Source organism: Geomonas oryzae (assembly GCF_004117875.1).
Taxonomy (GTDB): domain Bacteria; phylum Desulfobacterota; class Desulfuromonadia; order Geobacterales; family Geobacteraceae; genus Geomonas; species Geomonas oryzae.
In genome coordinates this window covers 316,004-337,343 of record NZ_RAHW01000006.1, presented here as the reverse complement: position 1 = coordinate 337,343, position 21,340 = coordinate 316,004, and the positions used below count along the sequence as shown (strand labels likewise).

The window sequence follows — 21,340 nt, the reverse complement described above, 5'->3', positions numbered from 1 at the left end:
TCCTCGGCCCCGGTCATGGCTGCGCCACCACTGATACCACCCGGTTTTGCGAGGTGAGGTTGCGGAAGGCCCACTTGACCACCACGGTCACCTGTTTCGTGGTCGGCTGCAGGGCGCCGTCGCGGGCGAGCACCTGGGAGCTGCGCTCCACCACGTACTGCTTGCTTACCCCCCTCACCTTCCTGTCGACGTTCATGCTCGGGTAGGAATCGGTGATGGAGGCGAAGTTCATGCCGCGGAATTCGGCCATGTACTGTTCGCCGACTTTGATCGCCTCGTTGCGCAACTCGTTCTTCAGGTTGTGCTGCAGGGTTACGTTCACGGTTTCCAGCACGCCGAACATGCCGACGGCCACGATGATCACCGCAACCATCAGTTCGATGAGGGTGAAGCCGTCGTTATTTTTGATCAATGCTGCTTGGGGCACAGGCGCCTCCTGATCTTCTTTTTCCGATGTAGGTGCGCACCGACGAGATGATGGTGCTGTCCATGTTACCGGGGTTGTCCGCGACGTTGCCGGGCTCCACGCAGATAGCGCGTTCGACATCGTTCACCACCCCCGACGCGTCGTAGACGACGGCTCCCGCCCCCGGCCCGATCACCATCGGGAAGGAGAGGTTGACCACCGAAGAGGGGGCCACCGTGGTGTCGTCGGTCTCGTAGATGCGCAGGGCGTTGCCAACCACCGTCACCGCGCGCGGCGTCTTCGTGTACATCGCCTGGAGCCTTACATCGGTGAGGGTCGAGTAGATGTTGCGCACCTGTTCCTCCACCTTGCTTTTCCTCTGCATCTGGCTGAAGTTCAGGCTCCCGATGGTCAGAAGAATCGCCATGATGGAGACGATGACGACCAGTTCGACGATGGTGAAGCCGCTCTCTTTGCTCATCACCGCTCCTGGATATGCATGATGCGTTTCACCGGCTTGTTGCCGCTTTTGCTGACGATCGGGAAGGCGTCCGCCGGGGGCTTGCCCGTCATCGCCGCGCTGGTGCGTCTCAGAAGCCGGGCGGCGCCGCTGCCGAAGGCGCTCGACAGGTCGATCTCCTTGAATTCCCCCGTGGAAAGCTGGATGAGCGCCTTTCCGCTGAGCGCCGCGTCGCTCGGTCTGCCGCCGGTGTCGTACCCCAGGGCCCAGAGGTAGGAGTTACCACCGAACCCGCAGGGGTCTGCGTTGGGCATGAAGGAGGTGAGGAACACGGTGCCGTTGGTGAGGGCGACTGCGTCGGTGACGACGCGTTCGGAGCCGAAGTCCCCGCTGGCGGGATCGAGGTCGATCTTCCATCCCCCTGCGCCGATGGTGGTCGAGATGCTGCTGGACTGGTCGGTTACCCCCGAGGTCACGGTTGCCGTGCAGGTCTTGTCCAAGAGGTTCCCGGGATGCGCCGTCGTGTTGTAGCAGGGCTCCTTTATGCCGTAAATGCGGCGCTGTCCGTTGTTGTCATCGATCTCGCTGCCGGCGTGGTAGAAGTACCTGCCCGAACCGAAGTAGAGCCAGAGGTTTTTGTTCTTCCGGTCCTGCAACCTGGAAATGGAAGTCACCACCGGGCCCGTGTCGCCGATCACTTGGCTCCACGCCCAGTTTGCCACCGTGCTCGTCTCCTTCGTCATGATCCTGATCACGCCGCCGTCGGTCCAGGTACCGTCGGAGGCTTTCTTGGTGTACCCCACGTAGATCGCATCGTCCTGATAGTGGCCGTTGCTGGAAGAGTCCCAACGGTCGGCGTCGATCGAGGCGCCGAGCATGGACCCCGCGAAGGCGTTTTCGATGCCGGTATCGATGGTATTCACCAATGTACCGGTGCGCAGATCGACGATAAAGAATTTGAGTGTCTGGTTCGACTGTCCCTTGAACTGGTTATAGGTGGTGTCGATCGGGCCGGTGGGGCCGGAACCGAAGACGGCGTACCAGTGCCCGTTCTTCGCCCTGTCCCCCACCCTGACGATGGCGGGCCCGGTGGTAGCGTACCCCATGGCGGTGTTGTTGAACTCCCACATCAACGAAGGAGCAGTCGGATTTGTAACGTCGAGGGCGTAGTAGGTGGAATAGCCGAGCGCGTTGGCGGCGTTGGCGGGATCGGCGGCAACCGGTGTCGCCACGCAGGGTTCCCCCGAGGCGCAGGTCTTGGCCGAGGCGCCGCCAATCCCCATCCCGCCGATCAGGATGGTGCGCCAGGTGTTGGTGCCCGGATCGAGTGCGGTGCCGGCGGCACCGGTGGTGACGGAATTCGGCTTCACGCAATCGTAATAGGTGGTCGCATCAGAGCACGCCGTGCTGGTGCCGATGCTGGCATCGAAAAGCAGGGTCGAGCCGTCCACGTAGTAGAGGTGGTTGTAGTACGGGTCGGCGTAGTACTGCAGATACGGGAGCACCTGCTTCGGGATGTAGGCCCACTGCTCCTCCCCGAGGCCGGATTCGGACAGGGTCGCCTTCTGGGTGTTGCTCGCGGTCACGTCCAAAAGCCCCAGCTTGAACGCGTGCAGCATGCCGTCGTTCGCGCCGACGTAGACCATCCCGCGGCTCTTGTAGTTGCTGGAACCGATGAAGGAGGCGTAGGAGACGTCGCTGTACCCGCTGGTGGGAGCGAGGTTGTAGGTGTTGAGCTTGCCGGTCGATTGAACGCGCGGCGTCGAGGATATGATGTCCCCGAGGCGCCAGGTGCCGGGCTTGGTCTCGTAGCTGAGCGTCCGGGTGACGGCGTTCACCACCGTCGGCACCTTGATGTCCACCTTGCGCTTGCGGTATTCGTTCAAGCCGTCCACATCGGGCTGGTCGATGCCGTGCACGTAGTTTATGAGGCGTTCCGCCTCCGTAGCGCTCACGTTCAGATACGGGGCCAAAGTGGCGGCGTTGCTGGTCCCGTTGCTTGGGAAGATTTCTGAAGAGAACGCGGTCAGGCTCGTGCCGTTCAGGCTAGTGAAGATCGTACGCGGACGCGCGGGGTCGCCGGTGGTGGCCGGGGGGATGCTGGCGGCGTTTAGCGGCCGCAGGGCGAGTTGGCGTCCGGCGCGCCAGATACTCAACACGTCGTCGCTGTCCTTTTTGAGTTCGGCCGTGTCTCCCACGCCGTCGCCGTTGGTGTCCTTTGAGAGATAGGCGTAGGTGGTGTTGTCCGAGCTGTCGAAGCGGAAGCTGGCGACCCAATCGCTGATCAGGTCCATCGCCTTGTTCTGGTCGGTATCCTCGCGGATGGTGGAGCGGCTGATCAGAGGATCGACAAAGTACCAAAGGTTCTGCATCTCGCCGATCCAGGAGGTCCACGTCTGGTTTTCGAAGACCTTCTTCGGGAAGAAGACGGCCTGCAGGATGTTGGCGCCGCTACCCTCGCTGTTGCTGAGGATGGAGGCCGCCGTACCGGAGGCGGCCTTGGCGGCGATCGCGGAAAGCGCAGCCCTTATCTGGTCGCGCAGTCCATCCCGGTCCGTGGCGGACAGCAACGTGGTGCCGCCGTTTCTCGCGGTGTTGTCCATGAGCGTTTTCGGATCGCAAAGCCCGGTTTGATTGCTGGTCTGGGGCCCCGAGTAGACGACGAAGGTGGTGATCGACTCGCTTGGTGTGGCCGGAGCGGTGGTGCTAGCCGTCCCGCTGGTGGCGAGGGTCTTGATGCCGCGGTTCTTCGCGATCCACGCGAGGTCGCTAATGCTGCGGCTTCCGGCGTAAGGGGGGCAGCTGTTCGCCGTATCGTAGCCGCTGATGCCGTAGGTCGTGAGGGCCCCAACGGTGTTGGGAACCTGGGAGGCGTACAGGGAGGCGAGCGCCTCGGAGGAACCGTTCTGGTCGGCGGTGGACATGCCGTCGGTGATCAGCAGTATGTTGTTCGACTGGCAGCGGAACTGCGACGGGTTCTTCTCCGTCAGGTAGCTCGTAGCCGCGTTGGGCGAAGCGAGCAAGGGAAACGCATGGGTGCTGGTAGGGTTGCGGCTGAGCGGCGGGTTCTGCGTATAAGCGTTGTCGCGGGCGAAGTACCCGAGCGCATTGTAGAAGCTCTCGGCAAACGGCGTCCAGGAGGTGGCCGGAATGCCGTCGATCGCCTGAATCATGCCGCCGCTGTGGTCACCTATGTCGGGTTTGCAGGTCTGGCCGCTTGGCGTGAGCGAGGCGCAGTCGGAGTCGACGGTGCACGCGGTCCCGGTGGCTACGGAGCAATGCCCGGACCCCACGTAGGTGAGCAATTGGCCGCCGTCCCTCTTCGTGAGCGCGCCGCAGGTCTCCTGGGTGCCGTTGGTGACCGGGCAGTCACTGTCGAAGTAGCAGATGCGCGTCGAGGTTACGCTGCAGGTCTTGACGCAGGGGATGCCGACGTTGCTGCCGCACTCGCTCCCCGCGCCGTTGTTCTGGAAGGTCTGCACCCCGAAGCGGATACGATCCTTGAAGTCGTTCAAAAGCCCTACCGGTGCGGAATCGGTCGCGACCCTCACCCTGAAGGTTCCCACCGGCTGGGTGTTGAGAAGCCCCTGTTCGAGGATGAAACCCGGTGCGCTCTGCCCGGCGGTGGTGAGCGAGGTCGAAGAGGGGTCAGCGACCGGGTTCGTGTTGATGTTCACGTTGCAGTAGTTGGCCATGCGCTTCACCTGGGTGTCGGCGTTTGGGTCGTTGCTAGTCTGCGGGCAGTTGGAAAAGTCCTGCCGCGTGCCGTTCCAGCAGGCCCCCAGGTACCCCTGCCAGCTGGTGCCGCCGATCGTGTAGGTCAGCACGCTGGAACAGACTGCGTAACCTGCGTTGGGGTCGGTCATCAGGTTCGGCGCAAGGTTCGCGTAGATGTTCTTGCACTCGCCCTCAAGGGCGGAGAGGTTGGTGCTGTAGCTTTGAGCCCCCCCGCTCAACCCCTGGTAGCAGTCGTGCAGGATGTGGTTCCAGACCGACGACGCGGTCACGGCGTTGGCCAGGGTGGTCGAGGTGCCGACGCATCCCTTTGTGTCGTTCTGGAAGGCGCCCAACTGCGGAGGGTTGGTGGTGGTGACGTTCATCCAGTCGTCCATGGCGGCCAGGCAGTCCGAGGCGTTGTAGGTGCCGGTGGAAATATCTATGTAGGTCTGCCCGTACTCGGTCGCCTGGCTCGTGGTCTTGGAGATCCCCTCAGGAGTCCCCCCGCGTATCGCGAAGGTGAGCTTGGCAGCGGGGAGGCTCTTGACGAACTTTCTCCCTGCGCAACCGCGCGTTTCAGCGACAAGGGTGTTGTCTTCGTACTTGCCGCCGGTCAGGATACCCTTCTCGATGTCGAACTTGGAAGCGGTGAGCCAGTTGAGGAAGTTTCCGCTGGCGACGAAACCGGTGGCGTTTTGAACCACGGCCTCAGACGTGGTGCCGGCGCCGGTGGTGTTGACGCAGACGTACTTGGTGGTGCCGGCGGAATAGCTGCAAGTTCCCGGCATGGTGGCGTCGTCAATGAATTTATTGTTGGTGAAATCGTAGGAGTAGGTCTTGTCGGAGTCGAAATAGCCGCTGTAAGGCGTGGCGCTGTTGTAGGTGGCGTCGTAGCAGTCGTGACGGACGTTGCACTTGTTGTTGCAGGTATCGCCGCTTGTGATGGCGCTGCAGGTGGCGTCCGTGGTGCAGGCGGTCGGCGTGAAAATCGTCGTGCTCTGGGAAACACAATCGCCGACGCCGTTCGCGTTGCATTTCGTGCAGAAACCGGAATTGCACTTGCTACCGCCGGCGGTGCAGTCGCTGTTCGAGGTGCAGGGTTTGGCCGAGTAGACGGTGCTGGTGGTCGTGGTCCCGCTTTGCCGGCAGGTCGCCGATAGCGCAGCGCAGGTGGTGTTTGAGGTACACGCCGTGGTGGTGGAGTTGGCGCAATAGGTGTTGGTCGTGTCCTGGTAGAACAGGTCGTACATACTGGCGGAGTTGTCGATCAAAAGCAGCAGGTTGGGCGGTATGTTCCCGGCGACGAACGCCGGCGTCACGCAGTAATTGGAGCCGGGATCGGCATGCGAAACCGCCGGTGACAGGACGAGTGCGAGCGCCAGAGTCGAGGCCTTCATCAATAGTGATTGCTTTATCTTTTCCACCTTGCACCTCACGAAAGGGAATCTGTCGGCTGTGAGAAGGTCAAAACTACCGGAGCAACTGCTGCATCGCCGCAGCATCCTGGTAACCAACGATGATGCGCCCGTCCTGGAGCACGAGCGTCGGGGTGGAGTTGATGCCGTTTGCGGCGGCGAAACTGATTGTGTCGTCCACGGGCTTCTTGGGGTCCTTGTCGGTCGCGGCAGGAAGCGCCTTTCCCGCGAAGGACTGGTCGAGAAGCTCGACCGACTTGCGCGACAGGATCACGCGGGACTTGTCATATGCCTTCGGGTGCATCTTGAGCGGGAAGAGCTTGATGTAGATGGCAAGGTCGGGCTCCATGGCGGCGAGTTTTTTAAGCTCGACATGCGCCTTCGCGCAGTACGGGCACTCGGGATCGGTGAAGACGTAGAGCTTCTTTTTGCCGTTGGGGTTACCGAGCACCAGCGTGTTCTCCGCGGTGAGCGTGGCGGGGTCCAGGTGGTCCTTGCGCTCCTGGCGCGCAACCTGCGCCGAACCTCCCACCGGCTGCCGCGAAGCGATGTCGAAGACCTGGCCGGCTATGATGTGTTTCTTGCCGTAGTCGAGGTACGCGACTCCCGTCTGCCCTTGCTGCTCGAAGGTGACCTCGTAGAGCCCGCGCACCGGTGCCGGCTTGACGTCCTTGACCGAGCCGATCTCCTTTAAGAGACCGCTCGCCTCCTGAAGGGTTATCGAATGGCAGGATGCGCATTCACCGGTGCAACCTTGCGACATGGCGAAGGCTTGGGAGGAGAAGGAAACGGCTGCTGCAAAGGTTAAAGTGGCGAGAATTTTCCACAACGACATCAGTACACCTCATACGTGATTTTTATTGCCCCGGGGTTGGCAGCAACAACCATGCCTCTAACTACGGCACATCGGCCCGTCATCGTTTCGGCCTCAAACCGCACAGTTGCGCCATACCATACCACGGCTGCAACCGGAAATGTACGCATTTTTTTCATAGCAGAGCCGCAGACTCCGCAAAAAATTGGCACTGGACGGACGGCTAACCGAGATCGTACTCCTTCAGCTTGTACAAAAGGGCGCGATGGCTTATCTCGAGCAGGCGCGCCGCATGGGTGCGGTTGCCTCCCGTCTGTTCGAGAGCGCGCACTATGAGACGGCGCTCCAGCGCTTCCGCCCCTTTCTTGATGGAGAGCGAATCGGGCAGCTCGGGCAGCGACCGTCCAAGACCCGCTTCCTCGCGCACCACCTCGGGGAGGGCCGCCAGTCCGAGAGCGCCCCCCTCGCAAAGGACCAGACCGCGCTCCATGCAGTTTTCGAGTTCCCGTACGTTGCCCGGCCAGCGGTAGTGCACCAGCGCCTGCAGGGCCTCGGGCGTGGGGCGCACCCCCGGCTTTCCCATCAGCGCGCCGTACTTCTGCAGGAAATGCTCGACCAGAAGAGGCACATCCTCGATACGCGCACGCAGCGGGGGGAGAGAAAGGGCGAAGACGTTGAGCCGGAAGTAGAGGTCCTCCCGGAACTTCCCGTCGGCGACCTCCTGAACGAGGTCGCGGCTCGTCGCGGACACCACCCGAACGTCGACCTTCGTGGCGGCCGCCCCGCCTACCCGGCGGATCTCACCTTCCTGGAGCACGCGTAAAAGTTTCACTTGCAGAGGCAGCGGCAGCTCGGCGATCTCGTCCAGAAAAAGGGTGCCGCCATCCGCCTCTTCGAAAAGCCCCACCTTGTCGTAGCTTGCGTCGGTGAAGGCCCCCCTGACGTGACCGAATAGTTCGCTTTCAAGAAGGGATGCCGGTATGGCACCGCAGTTGACGGCAACGAAGGGGCCTTCTCTGCGCGAGCCGCAGTTGTGCAGGGCGCGGGCGATGAGTTCCTTTCCGGTACCGGATTCGCCCTGGATAAGGACGGTGGTTTTATGCTCGGAGAGTTTTTTGACGAGCTGCATGATCTCGGACATCCGCGCGTTGCGGGTGATGATCTCCGAAAGGGTGCTGCCGCGCCCCACCTCCTCGCGCAGGCGGCGGTTTTCGTCCTTCAGGCGCTCGCGCTCCTCGGCCTTTTTCAGGACCAGCGCGACCTCGTCGCTGTTGAAAGGTTTGGAGATGTAGTCGTAGGCCCCAAGCTTCATGCACTCGATGGCGTCATCGACGGTGCCGTAGGCGGACATCATGATCACCGTGGCGCCGACGCCCGCTTTGGTGCAGGCGGTGAGAAAGCTTTTGCCGTCCATGACCGGCATGCGGATGTCGCAGAGGATGAAGGAGTAGTTCCCCTCGCGCGCCTTGGTGAGGGCGTCGGCGCCGTCCGGCGCCTGCTCCACCAGGTATCCCTGCTTTTTGAGCAGGACCTGCAGCATGTGACGCAGGTTTTCCTCATCGTCCACAACCAGGATTTTCTTCTTCTCGATCAAATGCTGCTCCTTCTCCCCGCCTACCCTGCCTTCGCCGGAAGGGTCAGGATGAAGCGGCTTCCTTTACCCTGCTCGCTCTGGGCCTCGAGCTTGCCGCCGCAGGATTCCGCAATGCGGGCGGCAATGGCCAAACCCAGCCCCGTCCCTTTCCCGGGCTCCTTCGTGGTGAAGAACGGGTCGAACACCTTTCCTATGTGTTCGGGCGGCATGCCGTGGCCGCTGTCGATCACCTCGACGACTACATCGGCTCCTCGACTGCTCCCCTTTAGCCACAGCTTCCCGCCCCGCGGCATGGCGTCTCTCGCATTCATAATCAGGTTGATCAGCAACTGCTCCAGCTGATAAGGATCGGCAAAAATCAACGGGAGGCCCGCCTCGACCTCGATCGACACCTCCAGATGCTTCAACACCCCCTGGGGAGAAAGCAGTTCGACCACCTTTTCCAGCAGAGTGCGGACCACCACCTCTTCGCGCTGCGCGTTCTTCGGGCGGGCGTAGTCCAAAAGCCCCCTGACGATCCGGTCGATGCGCTGCGATTCCTCGGTGATCCGCCGCAGATAATCCGCCTTTTCCGGGTCAGCGGCAAGGTCCTCGGCTAGGATCGCACTGTACCCCATGATCGCCGCAAGCGGGGTACCGATTTCGTGCGCCATACCCGCGGCCAAAAGCCCCACGGAGGCCATCTTCTCGGATCGAACCGCCTCGCTGCGCGCCTCGACCAGTTCCTTGTTGGCCCAGGTCAGCGCGGCTACCTTCTCCTCGACCTCCACCCTCTTCTCCCTTAACGCCACCAGCATGCTGTTGAATGCCTCGGAGAGCTCTGCGACCTCGGCGCTCCCCGCCACGTTCACGGAAACGCCGAGGTCTCCGGCGGTGATCCTCCGGGTGGCTTGGAGTAGTTTCTTGAATGGAGTGACCACGGTGCGGGAAAGCAGATAGGATCCGAGCACCAGCAGCAGCAGGAAATCCAGGGCGAAGTAAGCGAGAAAAAGACGGCGCGACGAGGAGAGCCGCTCCTGTGCGGGACGAAGCGACAGCGTAAGCCGGGCGGCCCCGACGACCTTGCCCTGCTCGAGGATCGGTGAGTATGAGCGGCACGTGGCATGATCGGGAGAGATTTGAAAGAGCGTGCGCCCGTTCTTCAAAACGCTGAGAAGACCGTCGTCGACCGCACTGGCGGCAGGATAGGTGTAGAGCCGACGCAAGGTGTCGTCCACCACGAGGAGCCCCTCGAAGCTGCCGTCCTGCCTCAGCTGTTCCAGATACCGCGCCACCGAGCTTTGCGGGTCGGGCGGGGCCAAGGGACGCGGCAGGACGGAGACGATGGCGCCCAGAAGAAGCCGGGTGTCTTCCCCTTTCTGGGTCAGCAGGTCTTTTTCTGCGGTCTTGAAGGAGATCAGCGAGAGGAGTAGCCATGCGAGCACGAGCAGCAGGCTCACGGCGGAAAGGATGTAGAAGGTGAGGCTGAAACGGAGAGGTTTCATGGCAGCCGCGCTCACCCTCCCATGTTCAGGTACCAGCTGATGATGCGTCGGCCGTAGAAGATGTAGAGAACGGCGGCGCCGGCCAGGAAGGGGCCGAAGGGTATGGCGAGGGTGGAGTCCTTCTTCCTTATCGCCATCAGGGTGACGCCGATCACGGAGCCCAAGAGCGACGAGACGAAGATGATGAAGAGGATCGATTTCCATCCGAGGAACGCCCCCATCATGGCCAGCAGCTTGATGTCGCCACCGCCCATGCCGTCCTTCTTGGCGACGGCCTGGTAGATCCAGGCGATTAGGAGCAGGCTTCCGCCGCCGGCCACGATGCCGATCAGCGAGTTGAGCCAGCCGATGTGCGGGATGAAGAAGGAAACCAGGAAACCGACGACGATGCCGGGGAGCGAGATCGTATCCGGGATGATCTGGTGTTCGAGGTCGATGAAGGTTATCACGACGAGAGCACAGCAGAACGCGAAGAGAACGATGAAATAGAAAGCTGGCCGCCCCATCGCCTGAAGCGGCGCCATGTTCATGAAGGCAGGGGGGAAGAACTTGACGAAAAGGGCGAGCGCTAAAAGCCCGTTCAAGAGTTCGACGAGCGGGTACTGGATCGAAATGCGCGTACCGCAGGAGCGGCACTTGCCGCCCAGTGCCAGGTAGCTGAGGATCGGGATATTGTCGTACCAGCGGATCTGGTAGTCGCACTTAGGGCAGTGCGACGGCGGCGACACCACCGACTCGCCATGCGGCATCCGGCATATGCAGACGTTCAGGAAGGAGCCGACCACGGCCCCCAAAAGGAAGGCGAAAAAGGCGTAGGTAATATAGGGCGTCAATGCGACCTCTTACGTTGTATTTGTCGGACCAGTCGGACTGGTCGGACTAGTCTGACCGGTCCGACAAAAACGGTAATTGCTACTTCAGCCTCTGGATCTTCTCCAGGCTTTCCTCCAGGAGCTTCTTCTTGTTCTCGAACTCGGCGATCTTCTCGCGCTCCTTCTCGACCACGTCGGCCGGCGCGCGCTCGACAAAGCTCGGGTTGGCGAGCTTCTTGGACAGGAACTCGATGTCCTTCTCGATCTTCGCGATCTCCTTGCCGAGACGCTTCTCCTCTTCCTCGACGTTCACGAGCCCCTTCAGCGGAACGATGATCTCGACGTCGCCCGCCACCTGCAGCGAGGCCTCGGCGGGACGCTCGATCCCCTGGCCGATGGCGAGGTCGGAAAGGCGCGCAAGGCTCATCACGTAGACTTCGTTCTTCTTCAAAAGCGCGAGGCTTCCCTCAGACTTGCAGTCGAGAATGGCGGCGATTTGCTTGCTGGGCGCCACTTCCATCTCACCCCGGATGTTCCTGATCCCCTTGATCACTTCCATGACCAGCTCCATCTCGGAGGCGGCCGCGGCGTAACCCTTCCACTCCTCGCACGGGGTCGGGAAGTCGGAGATCATGATGGAGTCGGCCGCCCCGTCCTTCTTCGGAAGCGCCTGCCAGATCTCTTCGGTGATGAACGGCATGAACGGGTGCAGAAGGCGCAAGAGGTTCTCGAGCACGAGCCAGAGCACGTACTTGGCCGCGGCCTGACGCTCGGCGTCCCCTTTGTAGAGATCGTCCTTGGCGAGTTCGATATACCAGTCGCAGAACTCGCTCCAGGTGAAGCGGTACAGCTCGCTCGCCGCCTCGTTGAAACGGAAACCTTCGAGGGCCGAGTCGACCGAGGCGGCCGCCTCGTTCAGGCGGTACAGGATCCAGCGGTCGGCGTTGGAAAGCTTCAAGGATGCCGCGTCAACCTTGTTCGGGTCGAACCCTTCCAGGTTCATCATGGCGAAGCGCGAGGCGTTCCAGATCTTGTTGGCGAAGTTGCGGTAGCCTGCGATCCTCTCCTCGGCGAGCTTGATGTCGCGCCCTTGCGCCGCGAAGGCGGCCAGGGTGAAGCGGAAGGCGTCGGTGCCGTAGGCATCGATCACGGTAAGCGGGTCGATGACGTTCCCCTTGGACTTGGACATCTTCTGCCCCTGCGCGTCGCGCACGAGGGCATGGATGTAGACGTCGGTGAAGGGGACCTCGTCCATGAAGTGCAGCCCCATCATCATCATGCGGGCGACCCAGAAGAAGAGGATGTCGAAACCGGTGACGAGGCACGAGGTCGGGTAGAAGGCGGCGAGCTCCGGGGTCTTCTCCGGCCACCCCATGGTGGAGAAGGGCCAAAGCGCCGAGGAGAACCAGGTGTCAAGCACGTCGGTCTCCTGGCGGATCTCGTCGGAGCCGCACTGGCTGCACGAAGTCGGGTCTTCCTTCGCCACGGTGATGTGGCCGCAGTGGTCGCAGTACCAGGCCGGGATGCGGTGTCCCCACCAGATCTGGCGCGAAATGCACCAGTCACGGATGTTCTCCATCCAGTCGTAATAGGTGTTTTCCCACTGCTGCGGCACGATCTTGGTGCGGCCGTCTTTGACCGCGGCGAGTGCCCGCTCCGCGAGCGGCCCCACCTTCACGTACCACTGCAGCGACATGTACGGCTCGACGACGGTCTTGCAGCGGTAGCAGCCGCCAACGGAGAGGCCGTGGTCCTGGATCTTCTCGAGAAGCCCGGCCGCCTCGAGGTCCGCCACCACCTGCTTTCTCGCTGCGAAGCGGTCCATCCCCTCGTACTGCTTGCCGGCCGCGTTCACCACGCCGGACTCGTCGAAGACGTTGATGCGGTCGAGGTTGTGCCTAAGTCCCATCTCGAAGTCGTTGAAGTCGTGCGCCGGGGTGATCTTCACAACGCCGGTGCCGAACTCGCGGTCGACGTAATCGTCGGCGATGACCGGGATTTCACGGTTCACCAGCGGAAGCATGACCATCTTGCCGATCAGGTGGCTGTAACGCTCGTCCTCGGGGTGCACCGCTACGGCGGTGTCGCCTAGCATGGTTTCGGGACGGGTGGTGGCGACGATGACGTGCTCGTCGGTGCCAACCACCGGGTAGCGCAGATGCCACAGGTGCCCCGCCTTCTCCTCGTGCTCGACCTCGATGTCGGAGAGCGCGGTGTGGCAGCGCGGGCACCAGTTGATCAGGCGGTTGTCGCGGTAGATGAGCTTCTCTTCGTACAGGCGCACGAAGACCTCGCGCACCGCCTTGGAAAGACCGGCATCCATGGTGAAGCGCTCGCGCTCCCAGTCGCAGGAGGCGCCCAGGCGCTTCAACTGCCCGATGATCTGGCCGCCGGATTCGCCCTTCCACTGCCAGACGCGCTCGATGAACGCCTCGCGGCCGAGTTCGAAGCGGTCCTTTTTCTCGGCTGCCAGCTGGCGCTCGACGACGTTCTGGGTGGCGATGCCCGCGTGGTCCGTGCCCGGCATCCAGAGCACGTTGTAACCGCTCATCCTCTTCCAGCGGCACAGGATGTCCTGCAGGGTATTGTTCAGGGCGTGCCCCATGTGGAGCACGCCGGTGATGTTCGGCGGGGGGATGACTATGGAGTAGCCCGGCTTGTCCGACGGGACGGAGGCATGGAAGTAACCCCTCCCTTCCCACTCCTGGTACCACTTCTGCTCAACGCTTTTCGGCTCGTAAACCTTTTCCAGCTCTTTGTTTGCCATCTAATCTACCTCATTGGGAAAATGCTCGGCGGGGCTCCCCGCGAAACTTGCTTCATAACACTCCTCCCCCTGGAGGGGGGAGGTTGGGAGGGGGGAAAAGAACAACCGGTCAGCCGCTGCGCACCCCCTCCCTGTCCCTCCCCCTCCGGGGGCGGGAACGTTTCAGGCTGCAGCTATGAAAAAAGGGGATCGTGAAATCCCCTGTTTCATAAGCGGATGCGCGTACGACGCCCGCTTTAACCGCGTACGCCGCTCTTCAGCTTGCGGATCTCTTCCTTGATGATCACTTCCGCCAGGTCGGGCACCACTTCCCACACGATTCGCTCGATCACCTCGCGCGATACCTTGGAGAGTGCGGCGACCAGTTGGTCCTCGGTCAGTTCAGGGACCGCTGCGGGCGCTACGGCCGCGGGGGGCGCCTGGACGGGTGCGGCGACCGCCGGAGCGGCAGGTGCAGCGGGTGCCGCGGGGACAACCGGTGCCACTTGCGCGGCGGCAACAGGTGCGGCAGGCGCGGCCTCGGGTGCGGGCTCCTCGAGTCCGAACTCGAACGCCTCGTACTCGGGGACTCCGAAGGCAGCGGCCTCGGCTTCCGCTTCGGCCTCGGCGGGGACCGCCGCTGCCGGCTCGGGCTCCTCGGCAAAGGCGAAGAACTCCTCCTCGGAAACGGTGAGCGAAGAATCGACGACCGGTTCCTCGAGGTCGAGCGGCGGGCCGGTCTCCTCGATTTCTTCCGCCTCGTCGAAGCTGAAGATCTCCTCGGCCTCGTACTCGGCCTCCGGCTCAACGACCCCGAAAAGCTGGGCCGGGGATGCTGCAGGTGCGGCCGGGGCCTCCTCTTCCAGTTCAAAGGCTCCCCAGAGATCGTCTTCCATGGTCGCCTCAACCATCTCCACCGCAGCGGCGGGCGCTACGGCGGCGGGCTGTGCCGGTGCCGGCGGCGCTTCCCAGGCCGGTTCCTCGACCGCGGGGAGCTCCCATGCGGGCTCTGCGGCAGCGGTGACCCCTTCCCAGAGGTTCTCGTCCGCAGGTGCCGCAGCAGGTGCGGCGGCAGGCGCGGCAACGGGTGCGGCGGCAGCGGGTGCCGGCTGCGCCATGGCGTCAAACGAGGAGAGATCACCCCAGATCTCTTCCGCTGCGGGAGCGGGCTGGGCTGCAACGGGGGGAGCGGTCTTGCGGGTCTTGCCGAGTTCCAGCATCTCCTTTACCCGGTCGATCAGCTGCTGCGACTCGAACGGCTTCGAGATGGTGGCATCGGCGCCGCACTGGCGGGACTTCTCTTCGTCGAGCGGCTCGAAGGCGCCGATCAGGAGGATGACGGGAACGGCGCCTAGCACCGGATCGCGGCGGATCTCGGCGCAGACCTCGTAGCCGGTCTTGCCCGGCATGAGCGCGTCGACGAGCATCACGTCGGGTTTCATCTCCCGCGCCTTTTCAAGGGCAGCAGTACCGTTATCGACAACGGTAAGTTCAAACTCCTCATTGGCGAAGATGATCGCCACGACCTTCTGGATAGTGATGCTGTCATCGGCGAGGAGCAGTCTGTTGCCCATCGATTCCCCCTGTAACTAGGAAGCTTATCTATAGGAGTTATCTTGCACTGAAAATGTCATGCCGAGCGGCTAAGACATAGAGAACCGCAAAGCAGGATCAAAGGTTCTTTCTGTGTCTGGTCTGACAGGAAAGACAGTCTGCTAAGTGAGCGCAAATATATCCAGTATCAAGCCAAAATGGTAAAAAAAGCTAGCATAAAGGGCAAAGAGTGTCAAGGTTTTTGCCCTTTCTTATTAATCACTCGTCATTGAACCTGGCCATCTCGCCGAGCTCCGGCGGTATGCCGAAGATCTGCGAGGCGAGCGTGGAGAGATCACCGCGCAGCTTGTTGAAATCATGAACCTTTTTATATTCCAACCGCGAGGTGAGGAGAATGACGAAGGTATCCGAGACCGGGTCGATCCAGATCGATGAGCCGGAGTAGCCGGTATGCCCGAAGGAGACCCTCGAGAACCCCTGGCCGCGTGGCGCCGAGAAGGGGGACGAGATGTCCCATCCGAGGCCGCGAACGACGAGTCCGCCGCGCGAGAAATACGGAGCGGTCATCTGGTCCACGGTGCGCTGGGCGAGCACCCTCTTGCCGTCGAGCACCCCGCCGGCGAGCATCATGCGGCAGAAGCGGGCGAGGTCGCCCGCGGTGGTGAAGAGGCCGGCGTGACCGGCGACGCCGCCCAGCTGGCGGCACAGGTAGTCCTGGGGCTCGCCGAAAAGGACCCGGTCGTCGCTGATGGTCCCGGAACAGCGCCCGGTTTCCCTCGGATGGAATGAGGTGTCGGTCATGCCGAGCGGCCGGTAGAAGGAAACCTGGGCGAAGAGGTCGAGGGGCGCACCGGTGGCGCGGCGCACCAGCTCGGCCAGGAGGATGAAGTTCAGGTCGGCGTAACGGAAACGGTGCCCCACCTCCCCTTTCAGCTTCTGCGCGGCGGCGCCTTCGACGGCGCTCTGCATAGGGTTCGCGCTCGAAAGGGGTATGTCGTCGAGCCCCGAGGTGTGGGTCAGAAGGTTCATCACCAGGATGGCGTCCTTCCCCTTCCCGGCGAACTCCGGGAACCACTTGACGACCGGGTCCAGGAGGGAGATCCTCCCTTCCTCGGCCAGTTTCAGCACCGACGGAGTGGTGGCGGTCACCTTGGTGAGCGAGGCGATGTCGAAGATGGTGGAAACGGCCATGGGAGGAGCGTCGGGAAACGGGGAGGTGCGCCCGTATGGCTTCTCGAAGAGGATGCGGTCCCGGTTGCCGATAACCACTACGCCGCCCGCGATGAGGTTGCGCGCGATGGCCTCGTTCATGAGGGAATCGATGCGGGGCTGATCGCCGGCCCGGGAATCGGTGGCGAAGGCGACGACCAGCAGGATAAAGCAGATGCTTCTGAGAAGGGGGAGCAGACTCCCCCTGAAGAATGTGACTGATCTCAATGTGTACTCTCTTGCTGCGTTACCCGAACGTGACTTTCAAGCTAGTTCATCCTGAAGCTGACCGATTTGAGGACCTTGCCTTCCCTGTCCACGGCGTCGCAGCGCCACTCGCCCGAGTTCCCCTTCTCCACCGCCTTGCGGCTGTAAGTGCGCCAGTGCGCACCCTTGACCGGAAGTTCGTACTCGGCGACCACCTGATCGTCCAGATACCACACCTGTTTTATGGTGGTGTCGGTATCCTCGGGTGCCGAGAACCTGGTGAAACAGTACAGCGCCTTGACCGAGGTCGATGAGATGCGCCGCACCGAATCGATGGGATTTCCCTTGACGATCTTCGTGGTGACCGCCATCTCCGTGATCTTCAGGTCGCCCGCGCGCGAAAGGCCCGGTGCGGCGAGGGTGGCAGCCAATGCAGCGATGACGGGTAACATCCTGGTGCGGATCATTGTTCCTCCAGCAGCGTGTGGCGGAGAGTGTGATGCCGGCGTGCCGCCGGTGCCGCCCGGAAGGCGGCGTCGTTTGCCGTTCTAGGTCCGGTAATCCGCGTTGATGCGGACGTAGTCGTAGGAGAGGTCGCTGGTGAAAACGACGGCCTCGCCGGCGCCCAGTTTCAGATCGATGGTGACGCGGAATTCCTTCTGCTGCAGGACGCGGGTCCCGGCTGCCTCGGCATCGCCGCCGGCAAACACCCCGCCGGTTGCCATGACCACGTCGTCGAAGCGGATCTCCACCCTGTCCTGCTGCACATCGGCACCCGAGTAGCCGATGGCGGCGATGATCCTGCCCCAGTTGGCATCCTGCCCGAAGAAGGCGGTCTTAACCAGCATGGAGTTTGCGACGGCGAGCGCCGCCTTCTTGGCGTCGGCCCGGTTTGCCGCCCCTTTCACCCTGATCTCGACGAACTTGGTCGCCCCCTCGCCATCCTTGACGATAAGCTTCGCCAGGGAGAGGAGCACGTCGTGCAGGAGAGCGGCGAAGGCGGCGCCTTCCGGCGTGCCCGCCTTGATCGCGGGGTTCTGCGCCGCGCCGTTGGCGAAGATGACCGCGGTATCGTTGGTCGAGGTGTCGTTGTCGACCGTGATCGCGTTGAAGGAGCCGTCCACCGCCTCGGTGAAGGCGCTCTGCAGGAAGGCGCCGTCGACGTCCGCGTCGGTTACCAGGAAGGAGAGCATGGTGGCCATGTTGGGGTGGATCATCCCGGCCCCCTTCGCGATCCCCCAGATGCTGTACGGTTTCCCACCGGCCTCGCCGCTGCGGCGCTCGATTTTCTCGAAGGTGTCCGTGGTCATGATCGCGCGGGCCACGTCGTCCAGCGTGCCGTGGTCCAGGCCGTCGACGAGCGGCTGGATTCCCTTTTTGAAGCGCTCCATGGGGAGCGGCTGGCCGATGACCCCGGTGGAGGCGATGAGGAGTTCCTCGTCCGAGAGGCCGAGCGCCTCCGCGGTCCTTCTGCCGCACTCGAGTGCGTCGCCCATCCCCTGCTCGCCGGTGCAGGCGTTCGCGTTGCCGCTGTTCACGAGGAGTGCGCGGCACCTGCCGTTTTTGGAGCGCTCGCGCGAGATGAGGACCGGAGCCGCCTGCACCTTGTTGGTGGTGTAGACCGCCGCCACCTGGGCGGGGTGGTCGGAGAATATAAGTGCCAGGTCGAGCCGGCCCGGCTTCTTGATGGCCGCCTCGACGGCGGAGAAGCGAAAACCTTTCATAGAACCTCCAAAAACCGTTCAGCGTTCAGCGTTCAACGTTCGACGGGGTGCGTCGCCTACAGCATCTGAGTGCGGGACTGCTAACGTAACCAACACACACGAAGCGACGAGCGTTCAATATTCGTCTGAGGCATCCTGGGACCGTACGGGTACCGCGACGCCGGGAAAGCAATGGCAAATAACAATGCCCTTCATTGAACGCTGAACGTCGAACGTTGAACGTTTGTTCAGATTACTTGCCGCAGCACTTCTTGTACTTCTTGCCGCTGCCGCAGGGGCAGGGTTCGTTTCTACCTGCGTTGCGCGCGCTTTTCGCGGCCTCCTTCGCGGGGGCCGCTTCGGCCTCCTCGGCGACGAGATTGAAGACCATCTTCTGCTCCGGCTGCTCCAACTCGTACTGCGCGAGATCTTCCTCCTGGCCGATCTGCACCCAGAAGATCTTCTCCACTACTTCCTGGCGGATGCGGTTCATCATGTCCATGAACAGCTGGTACGCCTCGCGCTTGTACTCCTGCTTCGGATCCTTCTGGCCGTAGCCGCGCAGACCGATCCCCTCTTTCAGGTGGTCGATGGAGAGAAGGTGGTCCTTCCACTGGGTGTCGATTACCTGCAGCATGATGACCTTGATCAGGTGATCCATGAGCTCGTCGCCGAACTCGGTGACCTTCTGGTTGAAGCGGTCACGGGTGCTGCTTCTTAGGGTGTCCTCGAAGTTCACCGGGGTGATGCGGTCGAAAAGCTCCGGTGTCAGGTCGAGGTGGATGCCGAACAGCTTGAAGACGGTGTCGGTGATCCCCTGCCAGTCCCACTCGCGCGCAGGCGTACGGTCGATGACGAAGGCCTGCACCACGTCGGTGACGGTCTCTTCCAGCATCCCGGAGAAGCTCTTCCTGATCTCGTTGCCGGCGAGGATCTCCTTTCTCTGGGTGTAGATCACCTCGCGCTGCTTGTTCATGACGTCGTCGTACTCGATCAGGTGCTTCCTGATCTCGAAGTTGTGCGCCTCGACCTTCTTCTGCGCGTTTTCGATCGCGCGGGTGATCAGGCCGTGGGTGATCGCCTCGCCCTCCTCGATGCCGAGTTTGTCCATGATCATGGAGACGCGGTCGGAACCGAAGATGCGCAGGAGGTCGTCCTGCAGCGACAGGTAGAAACGGGATGAGCCCGGGTCGCCCTGACGGCCGGAACGGCCGCGCAGCTGGTTGTCGATACGGCGCGATTCGTGGCGCTCGGTGCCTAGGATGTGCAGGCCGCCAAGTGCCACCACCTCGTCATGCTCCACGGCGCAGACGGGCTTGTGCTTGTCCACGAGGAGATCGAACTGGCGCTTGAACTCGGCGAAGATGACCGGCTCGAGCTGCTCGGTGTCGATGTCGAAACCGTTCTTCACGTGGCGGTCCACGATGGGGAAGATGCCGCCGAAGTCCTTCTCGAGCATGCTCAGGATCGCAGCCTCGTCCTGTTCCTCGTCGATCGCCTTGCCGATCGCCTCGATGACCTCCTCGGTCTTGGCATCCGGTGTGCCGCCGAACTCCTGGCGCGCAAGACCGTCGGGGTTACCACCCAGAAGGATGTCGGTACCGCGGCCCGCCATGTTGGTGGCGATGGTGACCATCCCTTTGCGGCCCGCCTGGGCGACGATCTCCGCCTCCTTCTCGTGCTGCTTCGCGTTGAGGACGAAGTGCGGGATCGCTTCGCGCTTCAAAAGCTCGGAGAGTTGCTCGGACTTCTCGATGGAGATGGTGCCGACCAGGATCGGCTGTCCCTTCTCGTGCAGCTCCTTGATCTCGGCGATGACCGCGTTGAACTTCTCGCGCTCGGTCTTGTAGATGACGTCCGGGAAGTCCGGGCGCAAAAGCGGGCGGTTCGTCGGGATGACCACGACGTCGAGGTTGTAGATCTTGTGGAACTCCTCAGCCTCGGTGTCGGCGGTACCGGTCATGCCGGAGAGCCTCGCGTACATGCGGAAGTAGTTCTGGAAGGTGATCGTGGCGAGCGTCTGGTTCTCGTTCTCGATCTTCGCCCCTTCCTTCGCCTCGATGGCCTGGTGCAGGCCGTCGGACCAGCGGCGCCCCGGCATGAGGCGACCGGTGAACTCGTCAACGATGAGGACCTCGTTGTCGCGCACCACGTAATCAACGTCGCGCTTGAAAAGGGCGTGCGCCCTGAGCGCCTGCTGGGTGTGGTGCAGGATCTCCATGTTCCTCGGATCGTAGAGGTTGTCGATCTTCAAAAGCTTTTCGACCTTCAGCACCCCTTCCTCGGTGAGGGTCGCGCTCTTCGCCTTCTCGTCTACGGTGAAGTCGCCGGTGTAGGTCTTCCTTTTGCCGGAGAGGGTGTTGGCCTCGACCTCGATCACCTCGCCCTTTTTGAGCATCGGGATGATGCGGTCGATGATGTAGTACTTGTCCGTGGAATCCTCGGTCGGACCGGAGATGATGAGCGGGGTCCTCGCCTCGTCGATGAGGATGGAGTCGACCTCGTCGACTACGGCGAAGTTGAAGGGACGCTGGACGTAGTCGGCCAGGTCGAACTTCATGTTGTCGCGCAGGTAATCGAAACCGAACTCGTTGTTGGTGCCGTAGGTGATGTCGGCGGCGTAGGCCTCGCGGCGCTCCCAGTCCTCAAGGCCGTGCACGATGACGCCCACGGAGAGGCCCAAGAACTTGTGAATGCGCCCCATCCAGTCGGCGTCGCGCTTGGCGAGGTAGTCGTTCACGGTGACGACGTGGACACCCTTGCCGGAGATACCGTTCAGGTAGGAGGGAAGCGTGGCCACGAGGGTTTTACCCTCGCCGGTCTTCATCTCGGCGATCTTGCCGGCGTGAAGCACCATGCCGCCGATCAGCTGCACGTCGAAGTGGCGCATGCCGAGAACGCGCTTGCCCGCCTCGCGGCAGACGGCGAACGCCTCGGGAAGCATCGAGTCGAGGCTCTCCCCCTTGGCGTAGCGCTCCTTGAACTGGGCGGTCTTGCCGCGCAGTTCATCGTCGGTGAGCTTTACGGTCTCCGCTTCCAGCTGGTTTATGCGTTCCACGATCGGCCAGAGACGCTTCAGTTCCCGCTCGTTCTTGCTCCCGACAAACTTCTTTATAAGCGCGCCAAACATCTATGAAATCTCCTTAGCAGTCAAAACAGGATAAAAAAAACAGTGTACGCTACCATAAAAGTGAGAATCCCTCAACTGAAAAGGCGCGA

13 protein-coding genes are annotated in these 21,340 nt (G+C 62.2%); all 13 read right to left on the bottom strand.

Going from position 1 to position 21,340, the window contains the following annotated elements; translation table 11 throughout:
• Positions 1-13 precede the first annotated feature (13 nt).
• The gene (locus D6Z24_RS16480; RefSeq protein ID WP_129127694.1) at positions 14-427 is read right to left on the bottom strand and encodes a type IV pilus modification PilV family protein; all 414 of its coding nucleotides are present in this window, start codon (positions 425-427) and stop codon (positions 14-16) included.
• Entirely contained in the window at positions 399-887 is a 489-nt protein-coding gene (locus D6Z24_RS16475) for a pilus assembly FimT family protein (RefSeq protein WP_129127693.1), read from the bottom strand. The genes D6Z24_RS16480 and D6Z24_RS16475 overlap by 29 nt, the downstream gene beginning before the upstream one ends.
• Positions 887-6,007 (bottom strand): pilus assembly protein, encoded by a 5,121-nt coding sequence (locus D6Z24_RS16470; RefSeq protein WP_246014697.1) that lies wholly within the window; start codon positions 6,005-6,007, stop codon positions 887-889. The genes D6Z24_RS16475 and D6Z24_RS16470 overlap by 1 nt, the downstream gene beginning before the upstream one ends.
• 46 nt (positions 6,008-6,053) lie before the next feature.
• Positions 6,054-6,833, bottom strand: coding sequence for a DsbC family protein (locus D6Z24_RS16465; protein WP_129127692.1), 780 nt, complete (start codon positions 6,831-6,833; stop codon positions 6,054-6,056).
• A gap of 202 nt (positions 6,834-7,035) precedes the next feature.
• Positions 7,036-8,406, bottom strand: coding sequence for a sigma-54-dependent transcriptional regulator (locus D6Z24_RS16460; protein ID WP_129127691.1), 1,371 nt, complete (start codon positions 8,404-8,406; stop codon positions 7,036-7,038).
• Positions 8,407-8,426: 20 nt separating this feature from the next.
• Entirely contained in the window at positions 8,427-9,890 is a 1,464-nt protein-coding gene (locus D6Z24_RS16455) for a sensor histidine kinase (RefSeq protein WP_129127690.1), read from the bottom strand.
• Between the two features lie 11 nt (positions 9,891-9,901).
• On the bottom strand, positions 9,902-10,723 hold the full coding sequence (locus D6Z24_RS16450) for a prepilin peptidase (protein ID WP_129127689.1): 822 nt from the start codon (positions 10,721-10,723) through the stop codon (positions 9,902-9,904).
• Positions 10,724-10,802: 79 nt separating this feature from the next.
• On the bottom strand, positions 10,803-13,469 hold the full coding sequence (locus D6Z24_RS16445; protein ID WP_129127688.1) for a valine--tRNA ligase: 2,667 nt from the start codon (positions 13,467-13,469) through the stop codon (positions 10,803-10,805).
• A gap of 236 nt (positions 13,470-13,705) precedes the next feature.
• On the bottom strand, positions 13,706-15,022 hold the full coding sequence (locus D6Z24_RS16440; RefSeq protein ID WP_129127687.1) for a response regulator: 1,317 nt from the start codon (positions 15,020-15,022) through the stop codon (positions 13,706-13,708).
• Positions 15,023-15,260: 238 nt separating this feature from the next.
• Positions 15,261-16,439 carry a serine hydrolase domain-containing protein gene (locus tag D6Z24_RS16435; protein ID WP_246014696.1) on the bottom strand — a complete coding sequence of 393 codons (1,179 nt, stop codon included), beginning with the start codon at positions 16,437-16,439 and terminating at the stop codon, positions 15,261-15,263.
• Between the two features lie 41 nt (positions 16,440-16,480).
• A complete protein-coding gene (locus D6Z24_RS16430; RefSeq protein WP_129127686.1) occupies positions 16,481-16,885 on the bottom strand; it encodes a DUF2914 domain-containing protein in 405 nt (134 codons plus the stop codon).
• An 81-nt stretch (positions 16,886-16,966) separates the two neighbouring features.
• The gene (gene argJ / locus D6Z24_RS16425; protein WP_129127685.1) at positions 16,967-18,142 is read right to left on the bottom strand and encodes a bifunctional glutamate N-acetyltransferase/amino-acid acetyltransferase ArgJ; all 1,176 of its coding nucleotides are present in this window, start codon (positions 18,140-18,142) and stop codon (positions 16,967-16,969) included.
• Positions 18,143-18,374: 232 nt separating this feature from the next.
• Positions 18,375-21,251, bottom strand: coding sequence for a preprotein translocase subunit SecA (gene secA / locus D6Z24_RS16420; RefSeq protein ID WP_129127684.1), 2,877 nt, complete (start codon positions 21,249-21,251; stop codon positions 18,375-18,377).
• Between the last annotated feature and the right edge of the window lie 89 nt (positions 21,252-21,340).